This window comes from Streptomyces sp. 7R007, assembly GCF_054850255.1.
This window is the reverse complement of record NZ_JBTWMV010000025.1, coordinates 86,838-107,882: the sequence shown is the minus strand read 5'-3', so window position 1 is coordinate 107,882 and position 21,045 is coordinate 86,838. Positions and strand designations below refer to the sequence as shown.

Below are 21,045 nucleotides of genomic sequence, written 5' to 3'. Positions count from 1 at the left end.
GAGTCTTGCGGTCGGGCCGGTCCACGTCGATGACCGTGACCCCGGCGGCGGTCAGCACGCGGGCGAGTTCGGCGCCGCAGGCACCGGTGCCTTCCCCCCGACCGCGGCCAGTCGGCCGTGCGCACGCATCCAGTCCCGCAGGTCCCGGTAGCCGCGGATGGTGGCGGGGAACTCCCGGTCCGCCAGGGGCCGGCCGACCGAGTCGATCACCGCGGCGTGGTGGGGCAGGCCGCGGGTGTCGACTCCGCCGGTGATCTCCGCGCGGTCGTACGTCATGCTGGTCCTGTCCGTCCTTGTGTGTCCGTTCCGAGGGCGGCACGTGCCGGACGGGCGGGTGGACAAGACAGTGACGGGGCTTCTGGACCAAGCTCCAATGAAGTCACAAGCGCCTGTCCGGCCGCGTACGTGGTGACGCCGCCCGACGGGCCGACAAATCCCCAACAGGACAGTCGAGACGTCAGTCAGGCCAAGGGTCAGACCCGCCAGCAGCGTCACCACGTCACATCCTCACTGTCAGGCCAGCGGCATCGGCGAGATCGGACGGCAGCCGGGAGCCGGCATGACTGCACTTTCGCGTTTCCGCTCAGGATCCGGACGCCACGGCAAGTGAAACGCGGAGGTTGGTGCCTGGCGCTCACGCCCTGTGCTCCTTTACGACTCCGCAACATCGGTCCGCATTTACTGGCATTCGCCGACGCCGAAGGACGGCTCGGAGGAAGGGACTGCACGATGAAGATCAGGAAGCCCGTGGCCGGGCTCGCCCTCGCCCTCGCCCTGGCAGGGGGCGGAGTCGCCGCCGCCTCGCTGGCTCACGCGGACACCTCCGCCCCGACGGCCCCGGCCGGAGGGAAGCAGGCGGCCGACGGGGCCCCCGAGATCGGCGCGGTTGGCCAGACCGCGGACCGGCCCGGACCGGGAGTGACGCTCCACAAGGCCGAGGCCGCAATCCGGATGCGCTAGCACCGTCGCCGGCGGGCCGGGGGGACAATGAGGGCGCCCCGGCCCGCCTGGGCGGTAGGCGGTTCGCTGAAATGTGGGCAGTGGGCAACAGACGTGAGAGGGACGCTGCGTGAAAGTGTTGTTGGCGGAGGACGAACCGATCTTGGCCCGGGCCGTCCGCAACCGGCTGCACAAGGCGGGATTAACGGTCGACGTCGTCCACGACGGCCGGGCCGCGGTTGAGCACCTGCGGTCGCAGGAGTACGAGGTGGTCGTCCTCGACCGGGACCTGCCGCTGCTCTCCGGTGACGAGGTGTGCCGGTACATCGTCGCCCACCACGTGTCGACGGGGGTGTTGATGCTGACCGCGTCGGTGACGCTCGCCGACCGGGTCGCGGGACTGCGGACAGGAGCCGACGACTACCTCACCAAACCGTTCGAGTTCCCCGAACTCATCGCGCGGCTTCGGGCGTTGCAACGCCGGTCCGGTCCCCGGACACCGCCGGAGCTGTGCTTCGGCGAGCTCCGCCTCGACCCCTTCACGCACCAGGCATTCCGCGGCGACACACTCCTGCCGCTCAGCCCCAAGGAGTTCCGCATCCTGGAGCAACTGCTGCGCGCACAAGGTGGTGTGCTCAGCGCGGAGACGCTTCTGCAGCGCGCGTGGGACGAGCACGCCGACCCCTTCACCAACTCCCCCCGCGTGGTCATCTCCACACTGCGCAAGAAACTCGGCAGGCCGTGGCCGATCGAGACTGTTCCCGGTGTGGGGTACCGCGTTGTCCGCACCTGACGAGGACGGGACACCGCGACCGGCTCCTCGCAGGTCCCTCAGCGCCCAGATCATCGGGAGCCTGATCGCCGTCTTCACCGAGCTGGCCCTGGTCATGATCGCCACCATCACACTGCTGACGGCCTACGTTCCCACCAGCATCGTCGGAGGGGCACCGGGCGTCGCGCCCGGCACGACCGGTGGCGCACATCCCCCCTCCACGGGTACGGCGGGTCCGGTCCTGCCCCGGCAGGAGGTCGAGCGGCTGCTGGTGTTCTCGGCGATCGCCCTCACCGTCGGGGTCGTCTCCGGAGCGTTCGCCGTGCGCCGGATCGTACGACGCTCGCTGGCACCGCTGAGCGCGATGACCGACGCGGCACGCCAGGCCGCCGCCACGGACCTGCGCGCCCGGGTACCGGTGGGCCAGGCCAGGGACGAGATCACCGATCTGGCCGTCACCTTCAACGTCATGCTTTCGAGACTGGACGACGCCTTTGAGGCACAGCGCCGTTTCGCGGCGAACGCCTCCCACGAACTGCGGACGCCACTGGCCACCGCGCAGGCGGTCATCGACGACGCGCTGGCCGACGAGCCGCCCGGACCGACGCGGGACCTCCTGCAAGACTTGCGCACCCTGAACAGCCGCAGTGTCCGCACAGTACACACCCTGCTGGACCTCGCGTACACCCAAGCGGGCCGGGGAACCCGGGAGGAGACCGACCTGACGTCAATCGTCCGCCAGGAATACGAGGCGCACCGCACAGCGGCCCTGGAGAACGATGTGACGATGAGCGAGACCCTCGACCCCGCCGTGGTCGACGCGGAGGCGACCCTGGTCCGGCTCATGGTCCGCAACCTCCTCGACAATGCCGTACGCCACAATCACCGCGGTGGCCGGGTCGAGCTGACCCTGCGCAACGAGGGCCCCGCCCTGCTGCTCCGCGTCACCAATACCGGCGCCCTCATGACGCCCCGGGAGGCTGCCGAGATCGTCGAACCCTTCCACCGCGGCGCCGGACGCCTGGGAAGCGACGGCAGCGGACTGGGAGCCACTCTGGTGGCAGCCGTCGTCACCCGCCACGGCTGGCGACTCGGCCTGCGCCCCCGGCCCCACGGCGGGCTGATCGCCGAGGTCCGCATACCGCGCAACGCTCCAGGACCGAGCCGTGCCGCACCGCCCAGCGGCGCCGGCGGGGCAACACGCGGAGGGCTGACGGGACACCCCGAGGACACCGCCGTCCTCCCCCACAAAGCCGTCAGGGAGTCTCAATGACGAAGTCAAGCCGCTTGCGTGACCGGTGGGGTGGAGGTGAAGACCCGGTTGTCACGCAGAAGTGCCCAGAGCACGCTCGCCCGTCGGCGGGCGAGGGCGATGACGGCCTGGATGTGCTTGCAGCCCTCGCCGCGCTTCTTGAGGAAAGTCCCGGTTGGATCCCTCGCGGATGATGCTGGTCTGTGCGGACATGTAGAACACCCGACGCAGGCGGCGACGTCCTCGCCCGGCAGCGCGGTCTGCTGGGCCTGGGCCGCCTCCACCGCGGTCGCAGCGACCGTGTCCGCGCTGGTCGGCTACGTCCCCTTCGAACCCCCGGCAGCCAAGCTGTTCTTCCAGGGCATCTCGGGCCGCTACGAACGCGCCTCCGTGATCGTGAACAGCAACAAACCCTCCGGCAAAGCGCACACGTTCCGGCGAACCCGTGCGAGGCAGCGCCTGAACAGCACGGCTTCACAATGGAGGGGCACGTCACGGACCCGCACGTATCCTGCAGGCTGTGGCCGCGATGTACGTGCTGGACGGCAACCAGATCAGGACACTGGAAGACTTCTGGCGAATCATCGGTGAGGCGATCAACGGCCCCGGTGGCTACTTCGGCAGAAACCTCGACGCCTCGCCGACTGCCTCAGCGGTGGTTTCGGGGCGCCCGACGACGATGACTACGTGGTTGAGTGCCAGGTCGTGTCTTCAACTGATGTTGCCTGGTGGAGCATGGTCGGGCGATTCGTCGCCATGAACTGTCCGATGGGGAGTGGGAGTTCGTCCGGCCGCTGTTGCCCGCGTCCCTACCCTCAGCCGCGGTGTCGGCTCCGCGGCCCAGCGCCGCCTCCTCCAGTCGGCGGTGGTGCACCGACGAAAGGGGTCTGCCCAGTTGCGTCTTGGCGGGTGGCGCGGCCGGTTCCCACCTTCAACGTGATCGTTTCCCACGAGCGTCCTGCGGCCGGCCGGGCCTTCAGTCCGTCCGTGGAGTGTCCCCGAGGTAGGCCCACAAGGGGCCACGAGCCGATCTTGGTCAGTGGCGCCGCCGCCGGCGAGGAAGCACACCCTGCCCCTCATGCGCGGCGACGGCATCGGGATCATTCGCCCTCACCTTCGTGCCGGACCTTCGCGGCCTCAAGGACCCAGCGCGAGGTGAGCCAGGCGAAGGGACAACCGGGATCGAACCAGAAGTCCACGGTCCGACGGGTCATGACGTACTCCTTCGCAGATCACCGCGATGGCGGTGCTCACGTTCACCCAGTGCCCCTGCGCCGGGGGCACCAGCTGTCTGTCACCTCCGCCCGGCTCGCCACCGCGTCCACGGGTGGTACCCGCCGCTCGCGGCGCGCACTCGCGCCCGCGGTCGGCCGCTCACGTCGTCGCCAGCGCCTCCGTAGGAGGAAGGCGTGCCGCGCGGACCGAGGGATAGACGCCGGCCGCCATCCCGATCAGCACGGCGCCGAGGCAGCCGCCCGTGACCGAGAGCAGGGGGATCACCGTTGGCCAGCCCTGGTAGGCCGCGTAGCCGACGTCGGCGAGGACGCCGAGCAGGATTCCGGCGATGGCGCCCAGCAGCGACAGTCCCATGGACTCGGTGAGGAACTGGACGCGTATCTGACCGCGGGTCGCGCCCAGCGCCCGGCGGAGCCCGATGTCCCTTCGGCGCTCCAGAACCGAGATGACCATGGTGTTGGCCACGCCGATTCCACCGACCAGCAGGGCGACACCGGCCAGGCCGAGGAAGAGGGAGGAGAAGGTATGCTGCGTGGCGCGCTTGGCCGCCAGGGCGTCGGACGGGCGGCTGACCTGGACCTGTCCGGGCTCCTCCGGGAACACGGTGGCGGCGAGTACGTTCCGTACGTCCTCCAGATGGGCCTCCCGTGCTTTGACGTAGATCACCGTCGGGTTTCCCTCGAAGCGCAGTGTCTTCTTGGCGGCCGGCCATCCCGTCAGTACGGCGTTGTCGAGGTCCTCGGCCAGCGGTATGGAATGCAGGATGCCGATCACGGTGAACCACGACTTGTCGATCTGTATCAATGGAGCGGGGTCGTTCTCGGGGATTTCCCCGATGCCGAGCCGGCTGGCGGCCCGGTAGCCCAGTACGACTGTGGGGAACTGCTCGTCGGCACCGCTGAAGAACCTTCCCGAGGAGACTCTTCCACCCACCACGCTCAGCAGGTCGCGCCGGGCCGCGAGCACGCTGAGTCCCGTACCGGAGAAGTCGTCCTCACCCATGACGTCGGAACGCTGGACCACGGCATTGGTGTTGGCCACCGCGCTCGCACCGGTGACCGGTCCGATACGGCGCACCATGTCGACCGATTCCTCGGGCAGCCTGACCGGCACGCCCTGTCCCGAAAACGGCTGAACCCGCAGCATGTTGGACCCCAGCGCCGACATCTCGTCCATCAGCGCCCGGTGGCTGGAGGCCGGGATTCCCGTCACCACCACCATCGTGGCGACGCCGATCGAAATGCCGAGCGCCGACAGCGCGGCGCGCAGCTTGCGGGTGCGCAGGCCGAGGAGTCCCAGGCCCAACAGGTCGAGAAAGGCGAGACGTACCGGCTTGATGTTGTCTTCGGCACGCCGGGGAGGGCGTCGCGGCGCGGCACGGAACGGCTTGGCGGGGGCGGTCATGACGGGCTTTCGGTGAGTGCGGTGTCCGCGACCAGGCGACCGTCACGCAGATGAACCCTGCGTGGCAACTGGTCGGCGATGTCACGGTCGTGAGTGATGAGCGCGATCGTGGTGCCCGCCGCGTTAAGTTCGGTCAACAGGGCGAGCGCCGCGGCGCCGTTGGCGGTGTCGAGTGCGCCGGTCGGCTCGTCGGCGAGGACCAGAGCCGGCTCATGGACGACCGCGCGGGCTATGGCAACCCGTTGGCGCTCCCCTCCGGAGAGCTGCCCCGGCAGGTGGCCGGCCCGGCGGGCGAGTCCCACCCGGGCCAGGGCCTCATCGGCCAGTTTCTTCCGGTACTTCCTGGGCACACCGGCGTACAGCAGGCCGGTCGCGACGTTCTCCGCCGCGGTGAGTCCGTCCGTCAGGTGGAAGTGCTGGAAGACGAAACCCAGGCGTCGCCCGCGCAAGGCGGACAGTTGGCGGTCGGGCAACTCCGCCACGTCCTGCCCCTCGATGACCACGCTGCCGCTGGTGGGCAGGGCCAGCGTGCCCATGATGTTGAGCAGCGTGGACTTGCCGGAGCCGGAAGGGCCGAGGATGGCCAGCAGTTCGCCCCGCGCGACGGACAGGGAGACCCGGTCGAGTGCTCTCACCTCGGGCGGATAGGTCACGCTCGCCTCATGCACGCTGATCACCTGGGTCATGCCGTGGTTTCCACCTTCATGCCCTCGCTGATGCCCTGGCCGCTAATCTCGACCAGTCCCTCGGCGAACATGCCCGTGTCGACCGGAACGAGTCGGCCGCCGGAGAGCCGGACCGCGTACCCTCCCTCGCGCAGCGCGAGCAGCGCACCGACCGGGACGGCGAGTACGCCCTTCTTGGACTCGCCCTGGAACCGGGCCTGAACGGAAGCGGAGTCGATGCCCTTGACGGCCTGCTGGTCGTCCAGTGACACGGTGACGTTGATCTTGGTCTGCCCGGCGCTGCCCGCCTCGTGCTGCTCTCCCTGCACGATGGTGCTGATCGCGGCGACCCGACCCGCGGCGGTGGACCGGTCGGGCAGCACCACCGTGACCCGCCCGCCCGGCTTGATGGACCCGATGTCCAGCGACTCCACCGGCACGGTCACGGACTTGGTGGTGGCGGTCACCGTCATCAGGTCTCCCGACGCATCGTCCCCGGGCTGGGCGAGGACGTCCGAGACCCGCACCGCCGACTTCGTCACGACCACGTCGGAGAAGTCGAGGATGCCGGTCGGATCGATGCCCTCGGCCTTCTGCCAGCGCTTGATCGCGGACATCAGGGACGTGGTGAGCACACCGTCGCTCTCCCTGACCGTGGACTGCTCAGGACTTGCGCTCGGTGGCTGCTCCTGTGACGCATCGGTTTCCTGGCCGGCTTCGCCGTCCGGAGCCGAGGATCGGCCGGCCGGGGGCGTGGTCTCCCCCTGCCCAGGGGCCGTTGTCGTGGGCGAGGGGCCGTCCGTGGGGGCCTGCTGCCGGACGACCGTGCCCGGCGCCGGCTGTTCACCGATGTCGTAGCCGAGAGCCTTGAGGTTGTCGGCGACGACCCGTACGTCACGGCCGACGGTGCCGGGTGTGTCGAGCCTGCGGTACAGGGGTGTGCTGCCGTAGAAGACCACGGTGGAACGCTCATCCACGCGGTACAACTGCTGGCCGCGTTTGACCGTCGCACCCCGGTTCGGAAGCCACGTCACCCGTCCTTCGCCGGCACTGCGGATCGTGCGCGCGAAGTCGTAGCCGAGCGTGCCCTGCATTTCTCTGCTGCCCGACAGATCCGTTCTGACCACCGCGATTTGCTTGATCTTCGGGCCGGACTCCGGTTCGGAGCCGTTCCCGTCCCTGCCGGCCCACCGCAGCCCGGCGCCCGTTCCTCCTGCCAGCAGCACGACGACGATGGCGAGGTACACGGCCTTCTTCTTGCGGCGGCCCGTCATCGGCTTGCCGGGGTCGGCCTCTTCCTGGACCGTCACCCGCAGGGGCATGGTGTCCGCTGCGTCGCGCTCATTTTCCACTGAACGCCTCTTGCATGCATTCCTGGTCGATCTGGTCGGCATTCCCGGGCTGAGTCGCACCGGGCTTGTAGTCCCAGCCACCTCCGTCAGGAAGGGGGTCCACCTTGAGCCCTCTGCGGTTGTCGCACGCGATCCACTTGCTGTAATCGTCCATGTAGTCGGGGTTTTTCTTCGGGTCCAGCTCCGCGGGCTGCATCGGCTTCTTTCCGAGGCATGCCTTTTCCGCTTCCGGATGCTCCTTGGCCACATCCTCGCCGGGCCACCCAAGTGATCCGGGATCGGCGTCCGGGATTTTGTCCCCGATCGGTTTGATGGTCACTCCGTGATCCTTGAGGCAGCGCAGGTATCCCTGGTACATGCGCAGTTCTTCGACGTCCGTGGTGTCCAGCCGAATCTGGGGGCGGCCGGAGTCGGAATCATCGGCCGCCGGACTCTCCGCCGCCCCGCCCTTTCCATCTCCACCGGATTCCGTGACGGAGGCGACTCCGTCCTCCTGACTCTCAGCGTCTCCCTTGGAGCAGCCGGTGATCAGTGTCACCGCCAGCACGACGCAGGAGAGGAAGACGATCTTCTTGGCCGGGCAGTCCGGACCGAGGCCAGGGCGGCCTGAGTTCTTTCGCATGCCTGGAAGCGTGACAAGGCTGTGTCAGAAAAGTGTCAACGCTTCCTGCCACGTGACCCGTTCAAACGTTTGTCAAGAAGTTGTCAGAGAATTGAGCCGAATGAACCGGCGTTCACCCAGCGCTCCGCAGGTTTATCATCGGGCCATGTCCGCATACGTACTGGTGGCCGAAGACGACGACAAACAGGCAGAACTGATCCGTCGTTATCTGGTGCACGAAGGCCATGCCGCAACCGTGGTGCACGACGGCCCGACAGCCCTCATGGAAGCCACCCAGCGGCCACCCGACCTTCTCGTTCTCGACTGGATGCTGCCCGGTCTGGACGGGCTGGAGATATGCCGCCGTATACGCGCCACGGGCGACATGCCCATTCTGATGCTCACCGCCCGCTCCACCGAGGACGATCTGCTGCTGGGGCTGGACATCGGGGCGGACGACTACATGACCAAGCCGTTCAGGCCGCGTGAACTGGTGGCCCGCGTCCGGACCCTGCTGCGGCGCACCCGGCATCCGGAGCACACGGAGGAAGTGCTCCTCAAGGCCGGACCGCTGACCGTGGCCCCGGACCGGCACGAGGTGTCCGTGCACGGCCGCCCGGTGGACTGCACTCCCGGCGAATTCCGCCTGCTCAGCACGTTGGCAGCCGCACCCGACCGGGTCTTCACGCGGGCTCAGCTGCTGGGCTGCATCACCGACCACGGCCGAGCCGTCACCGAACGCACGGTGGACATGCACATACTGAACCTGCGGAAGAAGATCGAGACCTCGCCGCGCAGACCGGAGTTCCTGCTGACCGTCCACGGCGTCGGATACAAACTGTCCCGGGGCCGGCGTGAGGTCTGAAGTGCCGCTCCGCAACAGCCTGTTGTTCCGGCTGCTGATCACCTCCGTGCTGATCTCCCTGATGTCCATCGGGGCCACGGCCTGGCTGACGGTACGCGGCACCACCGTCGCCATCGAGCAGGAGCGGGGCCAGGTCCTCGCGGACGACGCCACCATCCAGGACACACTGGAGGGCTTCGCCGCGGCGCACCGGACCTGGAACGGTGTCGAGCGCACCGTCCTTGATCTCTCCCGGTCGACGGGGCGCACCATCATCCTGACCACGCGGGCGCGCCAGGTCATCGCCACCTCGCATCGGCCGGCCGCGGAACGGCTCCCCCTCAACGCGAGCGCCGTGATCGATCCGCTGCACGTGGCTCCGCCCACGGATCAGGGAGTCGGCCCGGCGGAGCAGGTCTCCCGCATCGACCCACGAGCCGTCGGCCCCTACCGCCTGCCCGCCGAGGAGCGCGCGAACCTGCGACAGCTCGCCCGCGTGGAGGTCACCTGCCTCTACGACCGGACGGGAATACGCGCGCACATCATCGAGGAGGCCAGTGGCAGACCCGCCGTGCGCACGCTCGGGGCCGGGGGGGGGACTCCACGCCGGCCTGCGCGTCCAAGGACCTGTTCGCCCCGACCCGGACCGAGGCAACGGCCCTGGCCGAACTCACCGGACTCGTCCGCGGCTGCGCGGAGCGCAACCACCTGCGTCTGCCCGAACCCCTGACCATCACGGTCGACTTCCGGGTGGACGGCGATGAGTCCGCGCAGGGTTCCGCCGCTGTGGACGACTGTGTGGAGGAAGGCCGACGGGAGCAGTTGGCGGCGTACGTCGCCCCGGCGGCCCTCCTGTTCGTCACCAGCCCGTCGCGCACGGCCACCCCCGTCTTCGACCTGTCAACGGCCGGCACCCTCCGGATCCTGGCCACGACCGGTCTGGTTCTGGCCGCGACCATCGCCGTGACCGCCGTCATCGCGATCAGGCTGGTACGTCCGCTGCGCGCGCTGACCAGCGCGGCCCGCGCCCCCTCGGGCCGGCACCCCCGTATCCCGGTCACCGCCAAGGACGAGACCGGCCATCTGGCCGCCGCCCTCAACGACCTGGCGGAGCGCCGCGAACGCACCGACGAGCAGCGCCGGGTCATGGTCAGCGACATCGCCCACGAACTGCGCACGCCCCTCACCAACATCCGCGGCTGGCTGGACGCGGCGCAGGACGGCCTGGCCGAGACCGACTCGGCGCTTCTCACCTCGCTGCAGGAGGAGGCGGACCTCCTCCAGCACATCGTGGACGACCTCCAGGTGCTCGCCGCCGCGGACGCCGGCACCCTGCGCCTGCATCCACAGGAGCTGGACCTCCGCGAGCTGATGGAGCAGACCATGAGCGCGCACCAGGCGACCGCACACGCCGGCCGTGTCAAGACCGCCGTCCATGCCCCGGACGGCCTCTTGATCCACGCCGACCCGGTCCGCCTCCGCCAGGTCCTGGGCAACCTTCTGTCCAACGCGATACGCCACACCCCGCCCGACGGCGGCGTCACCCTCAGCGCCCGCCGAGTGGCAGGCGCCGTCGCCATCGAGGTGAAGGACACGGGCAGCGGCATCCGCCGCGAGGACCTGCCCAGGGTGTTCGACCGCTTCTGGCGGGCCGAACAGTCCCGCAGCAGGCGGACGGGAGGCAGCGGGCTGGGGCTGTCCATCGTCAGACAGCTGGTGCGGGCACACGGGGGTGATGTCTCCGTGGCGAGCCGGCCGCATGTGGAGACGGTGTTCCTGGTGCGGTTGCCGTGCTGATCCCCGCGTGACGAGCACGGCTGTCGGCCTTGCGATTCGAGCGCCGTGAGGCGGCCTGCCGGCACGGCGGGCCGTCGGGGTGGCCCGGGCATCTGCCGGTGGGTGGTCTGCTTGGCTACCGGTGGGGCAGCGGGAGTTGGTCGCGGAGGGTGATCGCGCCTTGGACGTTCGACGTCGGCGGGCGGTGACGATCGGAGTCGACCTGGCTGCGAGCGCCCGGCGGACCGCTGTGTGCCGGGTGGTCTGGGAGGACCGGGAAGAAGACGGCGGGTACGGAGCCCATCTGACGCCGGAGTTTCTTGTACCGGAAGGAGATGAGGATCTGCCGGCGCTCGTCCGGACGGCCGACAAGACCGGCCCCGACTGTCCGCTCGGCTGGTGCTCCGAGCCGAGCAGTAAGCGAGGTGCGGGGCCGGGCGAGGCGCGTGGTCGCCGATTGCTTCAAGGTGACGTGGACCTCGACTCGGTGGTCATCGAGCCGAAACGCGTGGTACCCGTGGGTGACCCTGTTGAGGAACCAGGCATCGTCGGGGTAGTGATCGACGCCTGGCATCCGGATGGCCCGGGCGCCGCCCAGGCCCACCGCTGTGTTGCTGTGGTGCGCGAAGTGGCTGCACACGGCATGCCCGACGAGAGCCGTTGAGCTGATCGCCGACACACCCGGGAAGGAAACCACGGGGACGTACCCGAGTTCGGTCTGGCGGCACAGCGAGCTCGAAATCCTCATCCTCGCCGACAACGGGCTCACTGACCTCCCGCCACAGATCGGGGGGCTGCTTCGGCTAACGACCCTGGACCTCGGCCACCACCGCCTCATCCCGGTGCCCGACGAACAGGCCGACCTGGCCGGCCCCAGGGTCTTCCTCTACTTGCACGACAACGAGTTGTCGCAAATCCCGGACATGCTGGGAACCTGACGAGGCTTCGCTACCTCAATTGTCACGAGAACGTGTCTGGTCGGACTTCGAGCCTAACACAACCGGTTGACCGCACTGCCCGACAGCATCGGCAGCCTCCGCAGCCTGCGCGAGCTCTGATTTCGGAACAACGCGATCGAAGCCCTGCCCTCACACGCCTGGCGGACCGGGTCATCGACATGCCCTCCCCGGAGAAGTTGGACCTGTGCTGGGAACGCCTGCGCTCCTTCGCGATCATTGCTGGCCGAGTTGGAGCGGCAGGGCTGCGTCGTGCTGCTGTGAAGAAGGACGATCTGAACATCCCGTCGTGTGTGAGCGGACGACACGACGCACACCATCACGTCATGGGCTCGGACGCGTCGCGGGACGTCGTGGCACTGATTGGAGGTCGGTTCCGGACACCACCCGTGATTTCCAGCGGGCTCCGATGGCGTCCGTGCCGGATGCGCGCTGCCGGCCGACGATCCGGCCTGCACCGCCCTGGCCCACTTCGCCTTGGAGGCGCCCCCGCGCGGCCCGCGGCCTCGACGGAAGACCGCCGCGGCAGCAGAGCACCTCAGCCCCGGGCACTGGGTGATCCCCGTTCTTGTCCTCCGTCCCCGTTCCCGAGTCGTTCGTCACGGACCTCGGCCCATCGCATCGCACTGCGGATCGCGTCCGCGATGCTGTTCCGAGGCTCCCAGCCCAGCAGCCGCTTGGCCCGGTCACTGCGGGTGAATGCACCGGCCGAGTCGCCGGGCCGGGGACCCGTCTCGACCACGGCGACCGGTGGGGCGACCACGCTGTTGAAGGCGTCCACGAGTTCCCGGACGGTGGTGCCGGTCCCGGTGCCCAGGTTGATCACGGTGGACCGCGTAGGCCCGTTCAGGATGTCGTCGAAGCGCCGCAGCGCGGCCACGTGAGCGGCTGCCAGGTCCCAGACATGGATGTAGTCCCGGATGCCCGAACCGTCGCGCGTGGGCCAGTCCGTGCCCGTGATCCTGAACGGCTCACCCGCGGTGTGCGCCTCGATGAGCTTGCCCACCGCATGGCTGGGACGTCGCACCTGCAGGCCCGTGCGGTACTCGGGATCCGCGCCGACCGGGTTGAAGTAGCGCAGGGACAGCACCCGGATCGGCTGGGTGGCGGCGATGTCGGCGAACATGCCTTCGCACACCGCCTTGGTCCGCGAGTAGGGGCTCAACGGTTCGATCGGGGATTCCTCCGTGACGCTGAAGTCCTCACCGGCGGCGTAGATCGAACCGGAGGAGGAGAAGAGCAGCCTCCCGCATCCGTTCCGCAGCAGGTGGCCGACGAACTCCAGGCTCTTGGACACATTCGCGCGGTAGTAGCCCACCGGGTCCGCGACAGAGTCGGGCACGATGATCAGAGCCGCGCAGTGGACGACGGCTGCGATGTCCGGGTGCTCGGCGAACACCCGGTCCACCAGGGCGCCGTCGGCGATGTCACCCTCGTAGAAGACGCGCCCCTCGGTGAACTCCCTGCGGCCCGTCACCAGGCTGTCCAGCACGACGGGCGTGATTCCCGCGTCCAGGCAGGCGGAGCCGACAGTGCTGCCGATGTAACCGGCTCCCCCGGAGATCAGTACTTTCACTCTGGCGACCTCCCCGTCGTGGATGTCCGCACGTTCACTGCGCCGCGCCGGGCACCCAGGCGCTCAGCGGGACGAAGGCACCGAGGTCCGCCACTCCGGTGCCCGCGTCGACGCGGTACGGGCCGCCCAGACAGTCGTCGGCCGGGAAGAGGACCGCGCTGGCGGAGTGGGTGTTGAAGGCGGACTCGACCCGCCCCGCCCAACCGTGGTCGACCAGGCTGACGCAGGTGCCGCTGCCGGTCAGGGAGGAGAGGGTCAGACGATCACCGCCGAATTGCTGCTCGGAGTACACGCACAGCGCGCCGGACGGGCAGTCGGCCGTCCCGGCGGCGTGGGCCGTGGCGGGGGTCAGAGCGGCGAGGGCGAGCACGGCCGCCGAGACGGCGCCGGCGGCCAGCCACCGCGCGGGCCTGGTGGGTCGTGCCGACGCACGGTCGTCCGCAGCAAGCTTGTTCATCTCGTGGGGAATCCTTTCGTGGATGAGGTGGATGAGACGTGCACGGGAGGTCCGTGCAGGACAGTCCGTGCCATGGGACGGTTGTCGAAGAGGCCGGGCGGCGGCTCGGCCGGAGCGGGCAGTCGGCCGGCGAGCCACCGACGGTGTGTTCCTCATCTGCGGTTCTTAAGCAGGGGAATGAGGTCCGGCCACGGCTTGTAGTGTGCGTAGTCACTGCCGCAGGGATGCAGCTGGAGTTCCTCGGCGGTGACGTCGATGCGACCGCCGTTGGCCTCGAGGTGGCGGAGCATCCGGCGTGACTCGTCGACGGTGTCCGGATAGGTCAGGTGCCAGTCGCCGGAGGAGTACGCCTTCTCTCGCTGGATGAGCCGCGGCAGGACCGAGTCGTTCCACTTGAAGTGGTGAACCTGCGGGAAGGCCTCCTCCGCGGGCATGGGCCGTCCCGCGTCCGCCCCGTGCTGGCCCAGGTGCAGGGGCACGCTGCCGCGGGCGAGCGTCACCTTCGACGACCCCGCTCCCGGCACGCGCAGGGTCAGCAGTCCGGCCAGAGGGTACTGCTCCCAGATCGACACATCCGGCCGCAGCGCCGGCAGACTCCCGTCGGCGGCCACCCGGTCCAGCAGGGCGCCCTTGACGTAGTCGTACCCGCCGGCCTCGCAGGCGGTGATGACGTCGGTCAGGGGCCGGTCGTACACATGGAACTCGTCCAGGTCCGCGACCACCCACCAGTCGGCCGGGTGCCGCCGCATCTGGGCGCGGATCAAATACGCGTTCAGGTCCTCGTCCCAGGGCCCCTGGTGCACGGCGGCGAAGGAGAACCCGTGCCGTGCCACGACCTCTTGCGACCGCCGGAAGTCCGGGTCGTCGAACGACTCGATGTGCCGGGCGATGTGGAAGGACTCGACCCCCAGGTCGCGGTAGTGCGTGATGGCGGCATCCAGCAGGCCGGTGTCGGCGCCGACGACCGACACGAAGCGAATCGTCACGTCAGGTCTCTCCCGTCTTTCTCTGTACGGCTCTCGATGCCGTGTGCCGAAGGGGTGTACCGACGCGCAGTTCCCGGGGCGCGTGTCCGGCCGTCGTCCGCGCCGCGCGCAGCCCTGCGGCACAGCAGGAGCACGGCGGCGAGCGCGCAGAGTCCAGCGCAGATCCAGAACACGTCGCGGTATCCGGCCTGCGCGGCGACCACCCCGGTGACAGCTCCCGCCAGCAGCTGGGCGACGGGGAAGGTGGACGAGTACAGCGCGGACACGGAGCCGGTGCCGCCGGGCACCTCCTCCTGCACCACCACCATCGGGATGCTCGTCACCACCGCGGTCCACACGGCGTTCAGCAGTTGGAGGGCGATCAGGACCGGTGCCGAGCCGGCCACCGGTAGCAGGCAGAAGAAGACCACGGCGAGGATCACGGCAGCGGCCACGACGCGCAGCTTTCCGATGCGGTCGGCCACCCGACCCACCGCGATCATCAGCGGGATCTCCAATGCCGCGCAGACTCCGGCCATCACGCCGACCAGAGCCGCCGACAGGTGCAGGTCCTTGGTGACGTACAGGGCGATGGCGATGAGGTATATCTGATCCGCCACGTTGATCGCCGTGACGGCGCCGAGCAGCAGCCAGGTGCGGTGCGGCACGACGGCGAGGGCTCGGCGCATCCGCGCCAGGCGGCGCTCGCCCCTGTCGGCGTCGTCGTCGACCAGCGGTCCGGGCGGCGCGGGCACAGCCGGCAGGAGCCAGCGGCCAAGCAGCGCGGTCAGCAGGAGCAGACAGGCGACGCTCGTGTACAGGAGCCCGAAGCCCGTGTGGGCCAGCAGGAAGAGGCCGGCCGGCGGGCCGACCACCCACCCGGCGGAGAAGACCGACCGGACCGCGGAACTGAACGGGGTCACCCCCCTGCCGGTGGACTCGGCGAACTCTTTGACATACGCGAACAGCTGGGAGATGTACGCGTCGTTGAGGCTGAGCAGCACCGCCCCGGTGGCGAACACCACCGCGTAGTTGCGTACGGCGGTGAACGCCAGCGCACCGGCGACCCCGGCCAGCGCGGTCGCGGCCAGGGCGGCCCTTCTGTCGGTCACCCGGTCGGACAGCCATCCCGTGACCAGGTTGATGCCGACGGCGGCCACGGCGCAGCCGGTGAAGTACAGGCCGATCAGTCCCGGCCCCGCATGGACCGCGTCCGCGAGGAACAGGCTGGTGGTGGTGCCGAACACCGACATCGCCACGGCGTAGCATCCCGCGGCGACGCCGAGTGACGTCGCCGTCTTGCTGAACGGGCGCGACCTGGGTGGACGGTCTGCACGTCCGGGTCGGGCGAAACGGGCGAGCTTCACATCGCTCCTCTATGTGCCAAGGTGTCCCCTACGTACCAAGATGTCCTCGCCAGCGTTCCTGGTGGGCCGCGAGCCATGTCCCCACCGAGGCCGCCGACTCGAACACCGCGAGGCGAGGTTCGGAGGGAGCCCCTATGACGACACCGGCACCGACGGACGCGAGCATCGGGATGTCGTTGGACCGGTCCCCGAAGGCCACCGCGGCGGCCGGCGCGATGCCCGCCTCGTCGAGGATCCGCCCCACCGCGTTCCCCTTGGAGGCGTGGGGCGACAGTACTTCGACCGGTCCGCCCTCCCCCGGTCGGCAGGAGTAGGTGACGGTCGCATCGAAGCCCAGCGCTTCGGCGGTCCGGGCCAGTCGTCCGGCGTCGAGGCCGGTGCTGCGGCAGAGCAGTTTCGTGATGGGGAGGCTGCCACCGGTCAGGTCCGAGATGTCCGCGCACACCGAGTCCGCTCCCGTGTCCGTGGCCGGCCACCAGGCATACCCGGGCTCGAAGCCGAAGGCCGTCTCGAACTCCGTCGCGAAGCTGACCTTCGGATCGGCCGCGCGGAGCGCTTCGGCGAAGTCCCTGACCCATCGCCCGTCCAAGGGGGCGAGGAGGCGTGTGGCGCCCTCGACGACTTCGGACGCCCCGTTGGACGTGACGACTTCGCGGGACAGTTCGGTGACGGCCGGTGGCAGGTCGGCGAGACAGCGCGAGGGGCGTCCCGTGACGAAGACCAGACGCACTCCGCACGCGATCGCCTCGCGCAGTTGGCCGATGTCCTCGTCGAGCACCCGGTTGCCCGGACGTACGAGGGTTCCGTCGAGGTCGCAGAAGAGGATCCTGATCACTGCGCCCCCCGCAGGCCCCGTACCGCGATGCCCCGGCTCGCCAGCAGGACGAGGTTTCTGACCGCCGCGTAGCCGCCCGCGCCGGCTTTGCCGCGCCGCACTCCTCTCCAGGCCACGGAGCCCACCTTCTTCAGCTCGTATCTCAAGGACATCCGGGGCAGCACGTCCAGCGCTTCGCCGTGAGCCTGACCCACGCCGTAGGCCCACACGCTTCTCAGGTCGTCGCGCAGGCTGAGGGGCTTGTGCCAGATGACGGCTTCGGGGACCAGCCGGACCGGTAACGCGGCCTTGCGCCGGCGCAGTTCGAAGTCACGGTCCTCGCGCCACTTCATGGCTGTGTCGAAGTGGTAACCCCCCATGTGCTCCACGATGTCCGTGCGGTACAGGAGCGGCGGGCTGTACGCGTTGACCTTCTTGGTCACCAGCGGGTCCTCGGTCAGCCGTCGCGCCTCGGCGACCAGACGGGTGCCGCGTCCCCGGGTCTCGAACCGCACCCGCCCCTTCACCAATCCCCCGGCCGCCGCCAGCATCGCCGCGATCGCTCCGGGCTCGAAGACGCAGTCGGAGTCCATCAGGAGCACGAGAGGGGTGTCCACCAGCGCGATCGCCCTGTTGTACGCCAGGCCTATCCCGCGTTCGGAGGTGCTCAGGACGGTGACGTGCGGTGCCGCCTTGGCGTAGGTCTGGAGTCCTTCGAGGAACCAGTCCGGCGATCCGTTCGTGGAGACGATGACCGGGCAGGGAACGTCGATGGAGGCCAGGCAGCGGTAGATGAGAGGGTCGTCGCACACGGGGACGACGATGGTCAGCTCCCCCGAGGCACCGTCGTTGCCGGTGGTCAAGACGCCCTCCTCGGACGGCTGACGGCTACTTCGAAACGCTGGACCACCGCCTGTGGATCGATGTCCGTCACCAGGTGGTGCGTCCCTTTTCCTCGCCGGAAGCGGACCCTGCCGCGGTCCGGCAGACCGGTGGCCACGGAGATCACTCCTGTCTCCTGCTTGTACGGCAGGCTCGCGTCCGCCAGGAGGGCGGCGGCTACGACGTCCCAGATGGGTTCGCGGTCCTTGTTCTCGCCCCGCGGCGACTCGCGTTCGAGCTTGTCCAGAGCAGCACCCAGTGGTGTGCCGGTGCGCCGGATGCGGTCCACCGCCGCCGGCAGCAGCCGGGGGGCTTGCGTCACCTCCAACGGAACCATCACCACGGCCTTCCAGCGCGCCGCCAGGCACGCCTGCAGGGCTTCGGGATCGGCGAATGCGTTGAATTCGGCGTGCTCGGTCACGTTTCCGCCCCCGAGGGACCCTCCGGAGATCCACAGGCGGTGCCGCGCCGGCACCGAGGCATCGACCAGCCGCAGTGCCCGGGCGATGTTCGTGGTGGGGCCGAGGGCGAGCACATCCGTCCCGTGGGAGCGCGTCAGAGTGGTGGCCAGTGCGCCGGGAGCGGGCCCGTCCTCGGCGCCGGTGTCCCAGAAACGTGTGTTGTCCACGCTCAGCGACGCCAGATAAGTCGACGCCGGCAGCGCGGCGAGGCCCGCCCGAACCTGTTCCCGGAACGGCTCGTGCCACCACAGGGGTCTCTCGCATCCGCGGACGACATCGATGTCGAGGCAGTGGGCGCGGGCCAGAGTACGCGCGTGTCCCGCCGAGGAGAGCGCGGAGGCGTTCCCGAACACGGTGGTGATGAGGCGGGGAACGAGCCCCAGCGCGAAGAGATGGCAGAGCGCGAGAGCGTCGTCGTTGATGCCCAGGGTGTCGGTGTCGACGATCAGATCGCGTTCGGTGTCTTCCTCAGAGATCAACAGGGGCTCCCAAGCTCATCCAGTACCGGAGTGCTTGCGCGTAGCCGCGCCCTTCCCTTTCGAGAACTGCTACGGCGTCTTCCGGCCGCAGCACCTGTACGGTGGCCACCTGCTCGGCGCCCGCGGGATTCGTGGGCGGACCGACCAGCTCGCCCTTGACCGCGCCCCACAGCCACGCCTTCAGCGGAAAAGGGGCGTGCGGCTTGTACGGAATCCTGTGATAGGAAACACCGCTGTGCGCGGCGAACCAATGAGGCCGCCCCTTCATCAAGAACCCGGCCTCTTCGGTGAGTTCGCGGCTCAGACAGTCGTCCACGGACTCGCCCTCTTCCCGCGTGCCTCCCGGAAGGAAGGGCGCGCCGTCGGAAAGGCTGCACACCACGACACCGTCGTCGACCACAGCAACGGCCCGTACACTCTGCACCACTTGGTCCGGGGGACGCCGGCCGGTGAACCGGACGATTGTCTGGGCCCACGCCCAGTCCTCCAGGTGTTCCCTCATGCCGGGTCCCGTACCCGAGCCGCCTCAGCGAGGAATGCGAGAGTCGTCCGGTACGTCACGAAGGACTCCGCGTACGGGACTCCTATAGCCGCGCCCCGGGCAGCATCGGCTCGTTCGATACCGCTCAACGACCGCAGATGCGGTTCCGGCTTGGTCTGGTACTGATAACACTCGATCGCGGCCTGCTTCTGACCGTAGTGCGCGGTGACGTCGAGAGAGCACGTCGCCTGCTCCAGATGGGAAGTCCACGTGTCCTCGGGGCACTGGTAGCCCAGGATCACGGAGGGCGTGTGATGCCCAGTTCCCCGGTTGCGGCACGCGGCGAACGCGGCCTGGTGAGCCACCTGGTGGTCCTGGTGGAAAGCACTCCGCGCCGGCAGCAGAACGAGTTGTGGCCGCACCCGGTCGATCGAGAGAGGAGAGGCGGACTCGATCGCCTCGACGAGTCGCGCGGTGCTCGTGTGCAGCGTGTCCCGGTGGTCGCCGTCCTCGATCATCACGTGGTAATCGTTCACGCCCAGCTTGCTGCAGGCGAGAGCGAATTCCTTTCCTCTGTCGGCTGCCATGCGCGCCACGGACGGGCCACCCGTGTTGATGGTGTGCTGCACGATGAGCTGTACGTAGACGTTCATGCCCGAGGCCGACAATGTGGCGATGGTGCCACCGCAGCCGAACGTTTCATCGTCGGGATGTGGTGCGATGACGAGCACGCTCCCACGGCTCATTTCTGGAGTTCCCCCATTCACGGTTTCTCGAATGCGGCTGGTGCATCCGTTTCCGGTCCGGCCTGGAACGTCACATAGCCGGGAACCCGCACGAGCGTCGTCGTGCCGGACGTGCGTGTTCCGTGCAGCCCGGCCGGCAGTTTTCGCTCACCGGTGGTCAGCAGGGACAGATACTGCTCGACCAGATGTGTCGTGCCCCAGAACGCCGCCGCGCAGCCGCCCCCGAACCGCACGTTGACCTCGGTGAAGACGACACCGTCCGGCTGGAGGAATCCCTGTACGCAGGAGGGGCCGACCACCTGCAGCTCCTGTACCAGATCGGCGATGAGCCGTTCGAGCGAGGCGTCGTGGAAGGTCTCGGTGACCGTCGACATGCCCGAGCGCGTACGCAGCCGGCGACGGGGCACGACGAGCGGCAGGTCCAAGCCCGTATACAGGCAGTCGGCGGAGAATTCCTGCCCGGTCAGCACCTCTTGGAGCAATCCGTCCGGGTTGCGGGACAGCCAGGCGTCGAGTTCTTGCCGGGACGAGCAGATCATGGAGTCCGCTCCGCCGCTTCCCGCACGCTTCTTGGCGAAGATGCCGGTGGCAGGGAAATCGGACTTCACATCGTCGACCGAATAGGAGACCGGCGTACGGAAGCGGGAGTCCCGGGCAAGATGGTTCGCGAACTCCGCTTTGTCCGAGCAGATCCGCACCGTTTCCGGCGACGGTATCCACTGCGACAGCCCCCGTTCGGCCAGGGTGGCCAGGTGGCCCGCGGCGTACCGCACCTCGGCGTCCGTGTTGAAACTGACGCAGGTGGCTCCGAAGTTCCTCGCCGCTTCCGCAAGGGCTTCGAGGTAGGCGACGCCTTCCGAGGCCGGCGGGAGCAGCTGCGCCTGAGGGGAATTGGCCAGCAGGGCCGGGCAGAGGGGATCGGCGTCGGCCCACAGGACGTCGTAGCCGAACTCCTCCGCCTGCCGCGCCACCGCGTAGCCGGACGCTCCGCCGGTGCCCGTGACGACTAATCGTTTCACG

At 69.0% G+C, this 21,045-nt stretch carries 21 protein-coding genes and 4 pseudogenes; 8 read left to right on the top strand and 17 right to left on the bottom strand.

Annotation, left to right across the window (positions count from 1 at the left end; all coding sequences use genetic code 11):
- Positions 1-51 precede the first annotated feature (51 nt).
- Positions 52-276: a hypothetical protein gene (locus ACYF6T_RS28835; RefSeq protein WP_461700054.1), complete on the bottom strand. Its 225-nt coding sequence runs from the start codon at positions 274-276 to the stop codon at positions 52-54.
- A 453-nt stretch (positions 277-729) separates the two neighbouring features.
- Here ACYF6T_RS28835 and ACYF6T_RS28830 point away from each other — a divergent pair, with 453 nt between their 5' ends.
- From ACYF6T_RS28830 to ACYF6T_RS28820, 3 genes are all read left to right on the top strand, one after another.
- Complete coding sequence (locus ACYF6T_RS28830; protein WP_461700052.1) at positions 730-960, top strand: hypothetical protein; 231 nt, start codon at positions 730-732, stop codon at positions 958-960.
- 109 nt (positions 961-1,069) lie between these two features.
- Complete coding sequence (locus tag ACYF6T_RS28825) at positions 1,070-1,732, top strand: response regulator transcription factor (RefSeq protein WP_461700051.1); 663 nt, start codon at positions 1,070-1,072, stop codon at positions 1,730-1,732.
- Complete coding sequence (locus tag ACYF6T_RS28820) at positions 1,719-2,984, top strand: sensor histidine kinase (protein WP_461700049.1); 1,266 nt, start codon at positions 1,719-1,721, stop codon at positions 2,982-2,984. Before ACYF6T_RS28825 ends, ACYF6T_RS28820 begins: the two co-directional genes overlap by 14 nt.
- A gap of 5 nt (positions 2,985-2,989) precedes the next feature.
- Here ACYF6T_RS28820 and ACYF6T_RS28815 read toward each other — a convergent pair.
- Positions 2,990-3,209, bottom strand: a pseudogene (locus tag ACYF6T_RS28815) (IS110 family transposase); the annotation flags it as partial.
- A gap of 54 nt (positions 3,210-3,263) precedes the next feature.
- On the opposite strand from ACYF6T_RS28815, the gene ACYF6T_RS28810 reads away from it, so the two are divergent.
- Both ACYF6T_RS28810 and ACYF6T_RS28805 read left to right on the top strand, forming a co-directional pair.
- Positions 3,264-3,554: an ATP-binding protein gene (locus ACYF6T_RS28810; RefSeq protein ID WP_461700048.1), complete on the top strand. Its 291-nt coding sequence runs from the start codon at positions 3,264-3,266 to the stop codon at positions 3,552-3,554.
- Positions 3,493-3,659 (top strand): annotated as a pseudogene (locus tag ACYF6T_RS28805) (barstar family protein); the annotation flags it as partial. The gene ACYF6T_RS28810 and the pseudogene ACYF6T_RS28805, both read left to right, overlap by 62 nt.
- Before the next feature lie 425 nt (positions 3,660-4,084).
- On the opposite strand, the pseudogene ACYF6T_RS28800 reads toward ACYF6T_RS28805, so the two are convergent.
- The 5 genes and pseudogenes from ACYF6T_RS28800 to ACYF6T_RS28780 all read right to left on the bottom strand — a co-directional run.
- A pseudogene (locus ACYF6T_RS28800) lies at positions 4,085-4,177 on the bottom strand (disulfide bond formation protein DsbA); the annotation flags it as partial.
- A gap of 160 nt (positions 4,178-4,337) precedes the next feature.
- On the bottom strand, positions 4,338-5,603 hold the full coding sequence (locus ACYF6T_RS28795; protein WP_461700046.1) for an ABC transporter permease: 1,266 nt from the start codon (positions 5,601-5,603) through the stop codon (positions 4,338-4,340).
- Positions 5,600-6,289 (bottom strand): ABC transporter ATP-binding protein, encoded by a 690-nt coding sequence (locus ACYF6T_RS28790; RefSeq protein WP_461700045.1) that lies wholly within the window; start codon positions 6,287-6,289, stop codon positions 5,600-5,602. Before ACYF6T_RS28790 ends, ACYF6T_RS28795 begins: the two co-directional genes overlap by 4 nt.
- Complete coding sequence (locus ACYF6T_RS28785; protein ID WP_461700043.1) at positions 6,286-7,620, bottom strand: efflux RND transporter periplasmic adaptor subunit; 1,335 nt, start codon at positions 7,618-7,620, stop codon at positions 6,286-6,288. Before ACYF6T_RS28785 ends, ACYF6T_RS28790 begins: the two co-directional genes overlap by 4 nt.
- A complete protein-coding gene (locus ACYF6T_RS28780; protein WP_461700041.1) occupies positions 7,610-8,242 on the bottom strand; it encodes a hypothetical protein in 633 nt (210 codons plus the stop codon). Before ACYF6T_RS28780 ends, ACYF6T_RS28785 begins: the two co-directional genes overlap by 11 nt.
- Positions 8,243-8,387: 145 nt before the next feature.
- Between ACYF6T_RS28780 and ACYF6T_RS28775 the strand changes: the two genes are divergently transcribed.
- The 3 genes and pseudogenes from ACYF6T_RS28775 (at position 8,388) to ACYF6T_RS28765 (ending at position 11,505) form a co-directional block, all read left to right on the top strand.
- Entirely contained in the window at positions 8,388-9,086 is a 699-nt protein-coding gene (locus ACYF6T_RS28775; RefSeq protein WP_461700039.1) for a response regulator, read from the top strand.
- A pseudogene (locus ACYF6T_RS28770) lies at positions 9,076-10,862 on the top strand (sensor histidine kinase). Before ACYF6T_RS28775 ends, ACYF6T_RS28770 begins: the two are co-directional and overlap by 11 nt.
- Positions 10,863-11,046: 184 nt before the next feature.
- Positions 11,047-11,505 carry a hypothetical protein gene (locus ACYF6T_RS28765; protein ID WP_461700037.1) on the top strand — a complete coding sequence of 153 codons (459 nt, stop codon included), beginning with the start codon at positions 11,047-11,049 and terminating at the stop codon, positions 11,503-11,505.
- Positions 11,506-12,335: 830 nt separating this feature from the next.
- Here ACYF6T_RS28765 and galE read toward each other — a convergent pair.
- From galE to ACYF6T_RS28715, 10 genes are all read right to left on the bottom strand, one after another.
- Positions 12,336-13,373 (bottom strand): UDP-glucose 4-epimerase GalE, encoded by a 1,038-nt coding sequence (galE, locus tag ACYF6T_RS28760; RefSeq protein ID WP_461700035.1) that lies wholly within the window; start codon positions 13,371-13,373, stop codon positions 12,336-12,338.
- A 34-nt stretch (positions 13,374-13,407) separates the two neighbouring features.
- Complete coding sequence (locus ACYF6T_RS28755; protein WP_461700033.1) at positions 13,408-13,830, bottom strand: peptidase inhibitor family I36 protein; 423 nt, start codon at positions 13,828-13,830, stop codon at positions 13,408-13,410.
- Positions 13,831-13,982: 152 nt separating this feature from the next.
- Complete coding sequence (locus tag ACYF6T_RS28750) at positions 13,983-14,816, bottom strand: glycosyltransferase family protein (protein WP_461700031.1); 834 nt, start codon at positions 14,814-14,816, stop codon at positions 13,983-13,985.
- On the bottom strand, positions 14,813-16,162 hold the full coding sequence (locus ACYF6T_RS28745; protein WP_461700030.1) for a sugar efflux transporter: 1,350 nt from the start codon (positions 16,160-16,162) through the stop codon (positions 14,813-14,815). The genes ACYF6T_RS28750 and ACYF6T_RS28745 overlap by 4 nt, the downstream gene beginning before the upstream one ends.
- Before the next feature lie 28 nt (positions 16,163-16,190).
- Positions 16,191-16,997: an HAD-IIB family hydrolase gene (locus tag ACYF6T_RS28740; RefSeq protein WP_461700029.1), complete on the bottom strand. Its 807-nt coding sequence runs from the start codon at positions 16,995-16,997 to the stop codon at positions 16,191-16,193.
- Complete coding sequence (locus ACYF6T_RS28735) at positions 16,994-17,839, bottom strand: glycosyltransferase family 2 protein (RefSeq protein ID WP_461700028.1); 846 nt, start codon at positions 17,837-17,839, stop codon at positions 16,994-16,996. Before ACYF6T_RS28735 ends, ACYF6T_RS28740 begins: the two co-directional genes overlap by 4 nt.
- Entirely contained in the window at positions 17,836-18,798 is a 963-nt protein-coding gene (locus ACYF6T_RS28730) for a nucleoside hydrolase (protein ID WP_461700027.1), read from the bottom strand. Before ACYF6T_RS28730 ends, ACYF6T_RS28735 begins: the two co-directional genes overlap by 4 nt.
- Positions 18,788-19,300, bottom strand: coding sequence for an NUDIX domain-containing protein (locus tag ACYF6T_RS28725; protein ID WP_461700026.1), 513 nt, complete (start codon positions 19,298-19,300; stop codon positions 18,788-18,790). Before ACYF6T_RS28725 ends, ACYF6T_RS28730 begins: the two co-directional genes overlap by 11 nt.
- Positions 19,297-20,010, bottom strand: coding sequence for a PIG-L deacetylase family protein (locus ACYF6T_RS28720; RefSeq protein WP_461700024.1), 714 nt, complete (start codon positions 20,008-20,010; stop codon positions 19,297-19,299). The genes ACYF6T_RS28725 and ACYF6T_RS28720 overlap by 4 nt, the downstream gene beginning before the upstream one ends.
- Positions 20,011-20,042: 32 nt before the next feature.
- A complete protein-coding gene (locus ACYF6T_RS28715; RefSeq protein WP_461700023.1) occupies positions 20,043-21,044 on the bottom strand; it encodes an ATP-grasp domain-containing protein in 1,002 nt (333 codons plus the stop codon).
- Between the last annotated feature and the right edge of the window lies 1 nt (position 21,045).

Excerpts from the sequence above, each read along its gene's own strand:
- ACYF6T_RS28755 (WP_461700033.1), bottom strand. The coding sequence starts at position 13,830 with ATGAACAAGCTTGCTGCGGACGACCGTGCGTCGGCACGACCCACCAGG.
- ACYF6T_RS28795 (WP_461700046.1), bottom strand. The coding sequence starts at position 5,603 with ATGACCGCCCCCGCCAAGCCGTTCCGTGCCGCGCCGCGACGCCCTCCC.
- ACYF6T_RS28835 (WP_461700054.1), bottom strand. The coding sequence starts at position 276 with ATGACGTACGACCGCGCGGAGATCACCGGCGGAGTCGACACCCGCGGC.
- ACYF6T_RS28775 (WP_461700039.1), top strand. The coding sequence starts at position 8,388 with ATGTCCGCATACGTACTGGTGGCCGAAGACGACGACAAACAGGCAGAA.
- ACYF6T_RS28790 (WP_461700045.1), bottom strand. The coding sequence starts at position 6,289 with ATGACCCAGGTGATCAGCGTGCATGAGGCGAGCGTGACCTATCCGCCC.
- ACYF6T_RS28830 (WP_461700052.1), top strand. The coding sequence starts at position 730 with ATGAAGATCAGGAAGCCCGTGGCCGGGCTCGCCCTCGCCCTCGCCCTG.
- ACYF6T_RS28780 (WP_461700041.1), bottom strand. The coding sequence starts at position 8,242 with ATGCGAAAGAACTCAGGCCGCCCTGGCCTCGGTCCGGACTGCCCGGCC.
- ACYF6T_RS28725 (WP_461700026.1), bottom strand. The coding sequence starts at position 19,300 with ATGAGGGAACACCTGGAGGACTGGGCGTGGGCCCAGACAATCGTCCGG.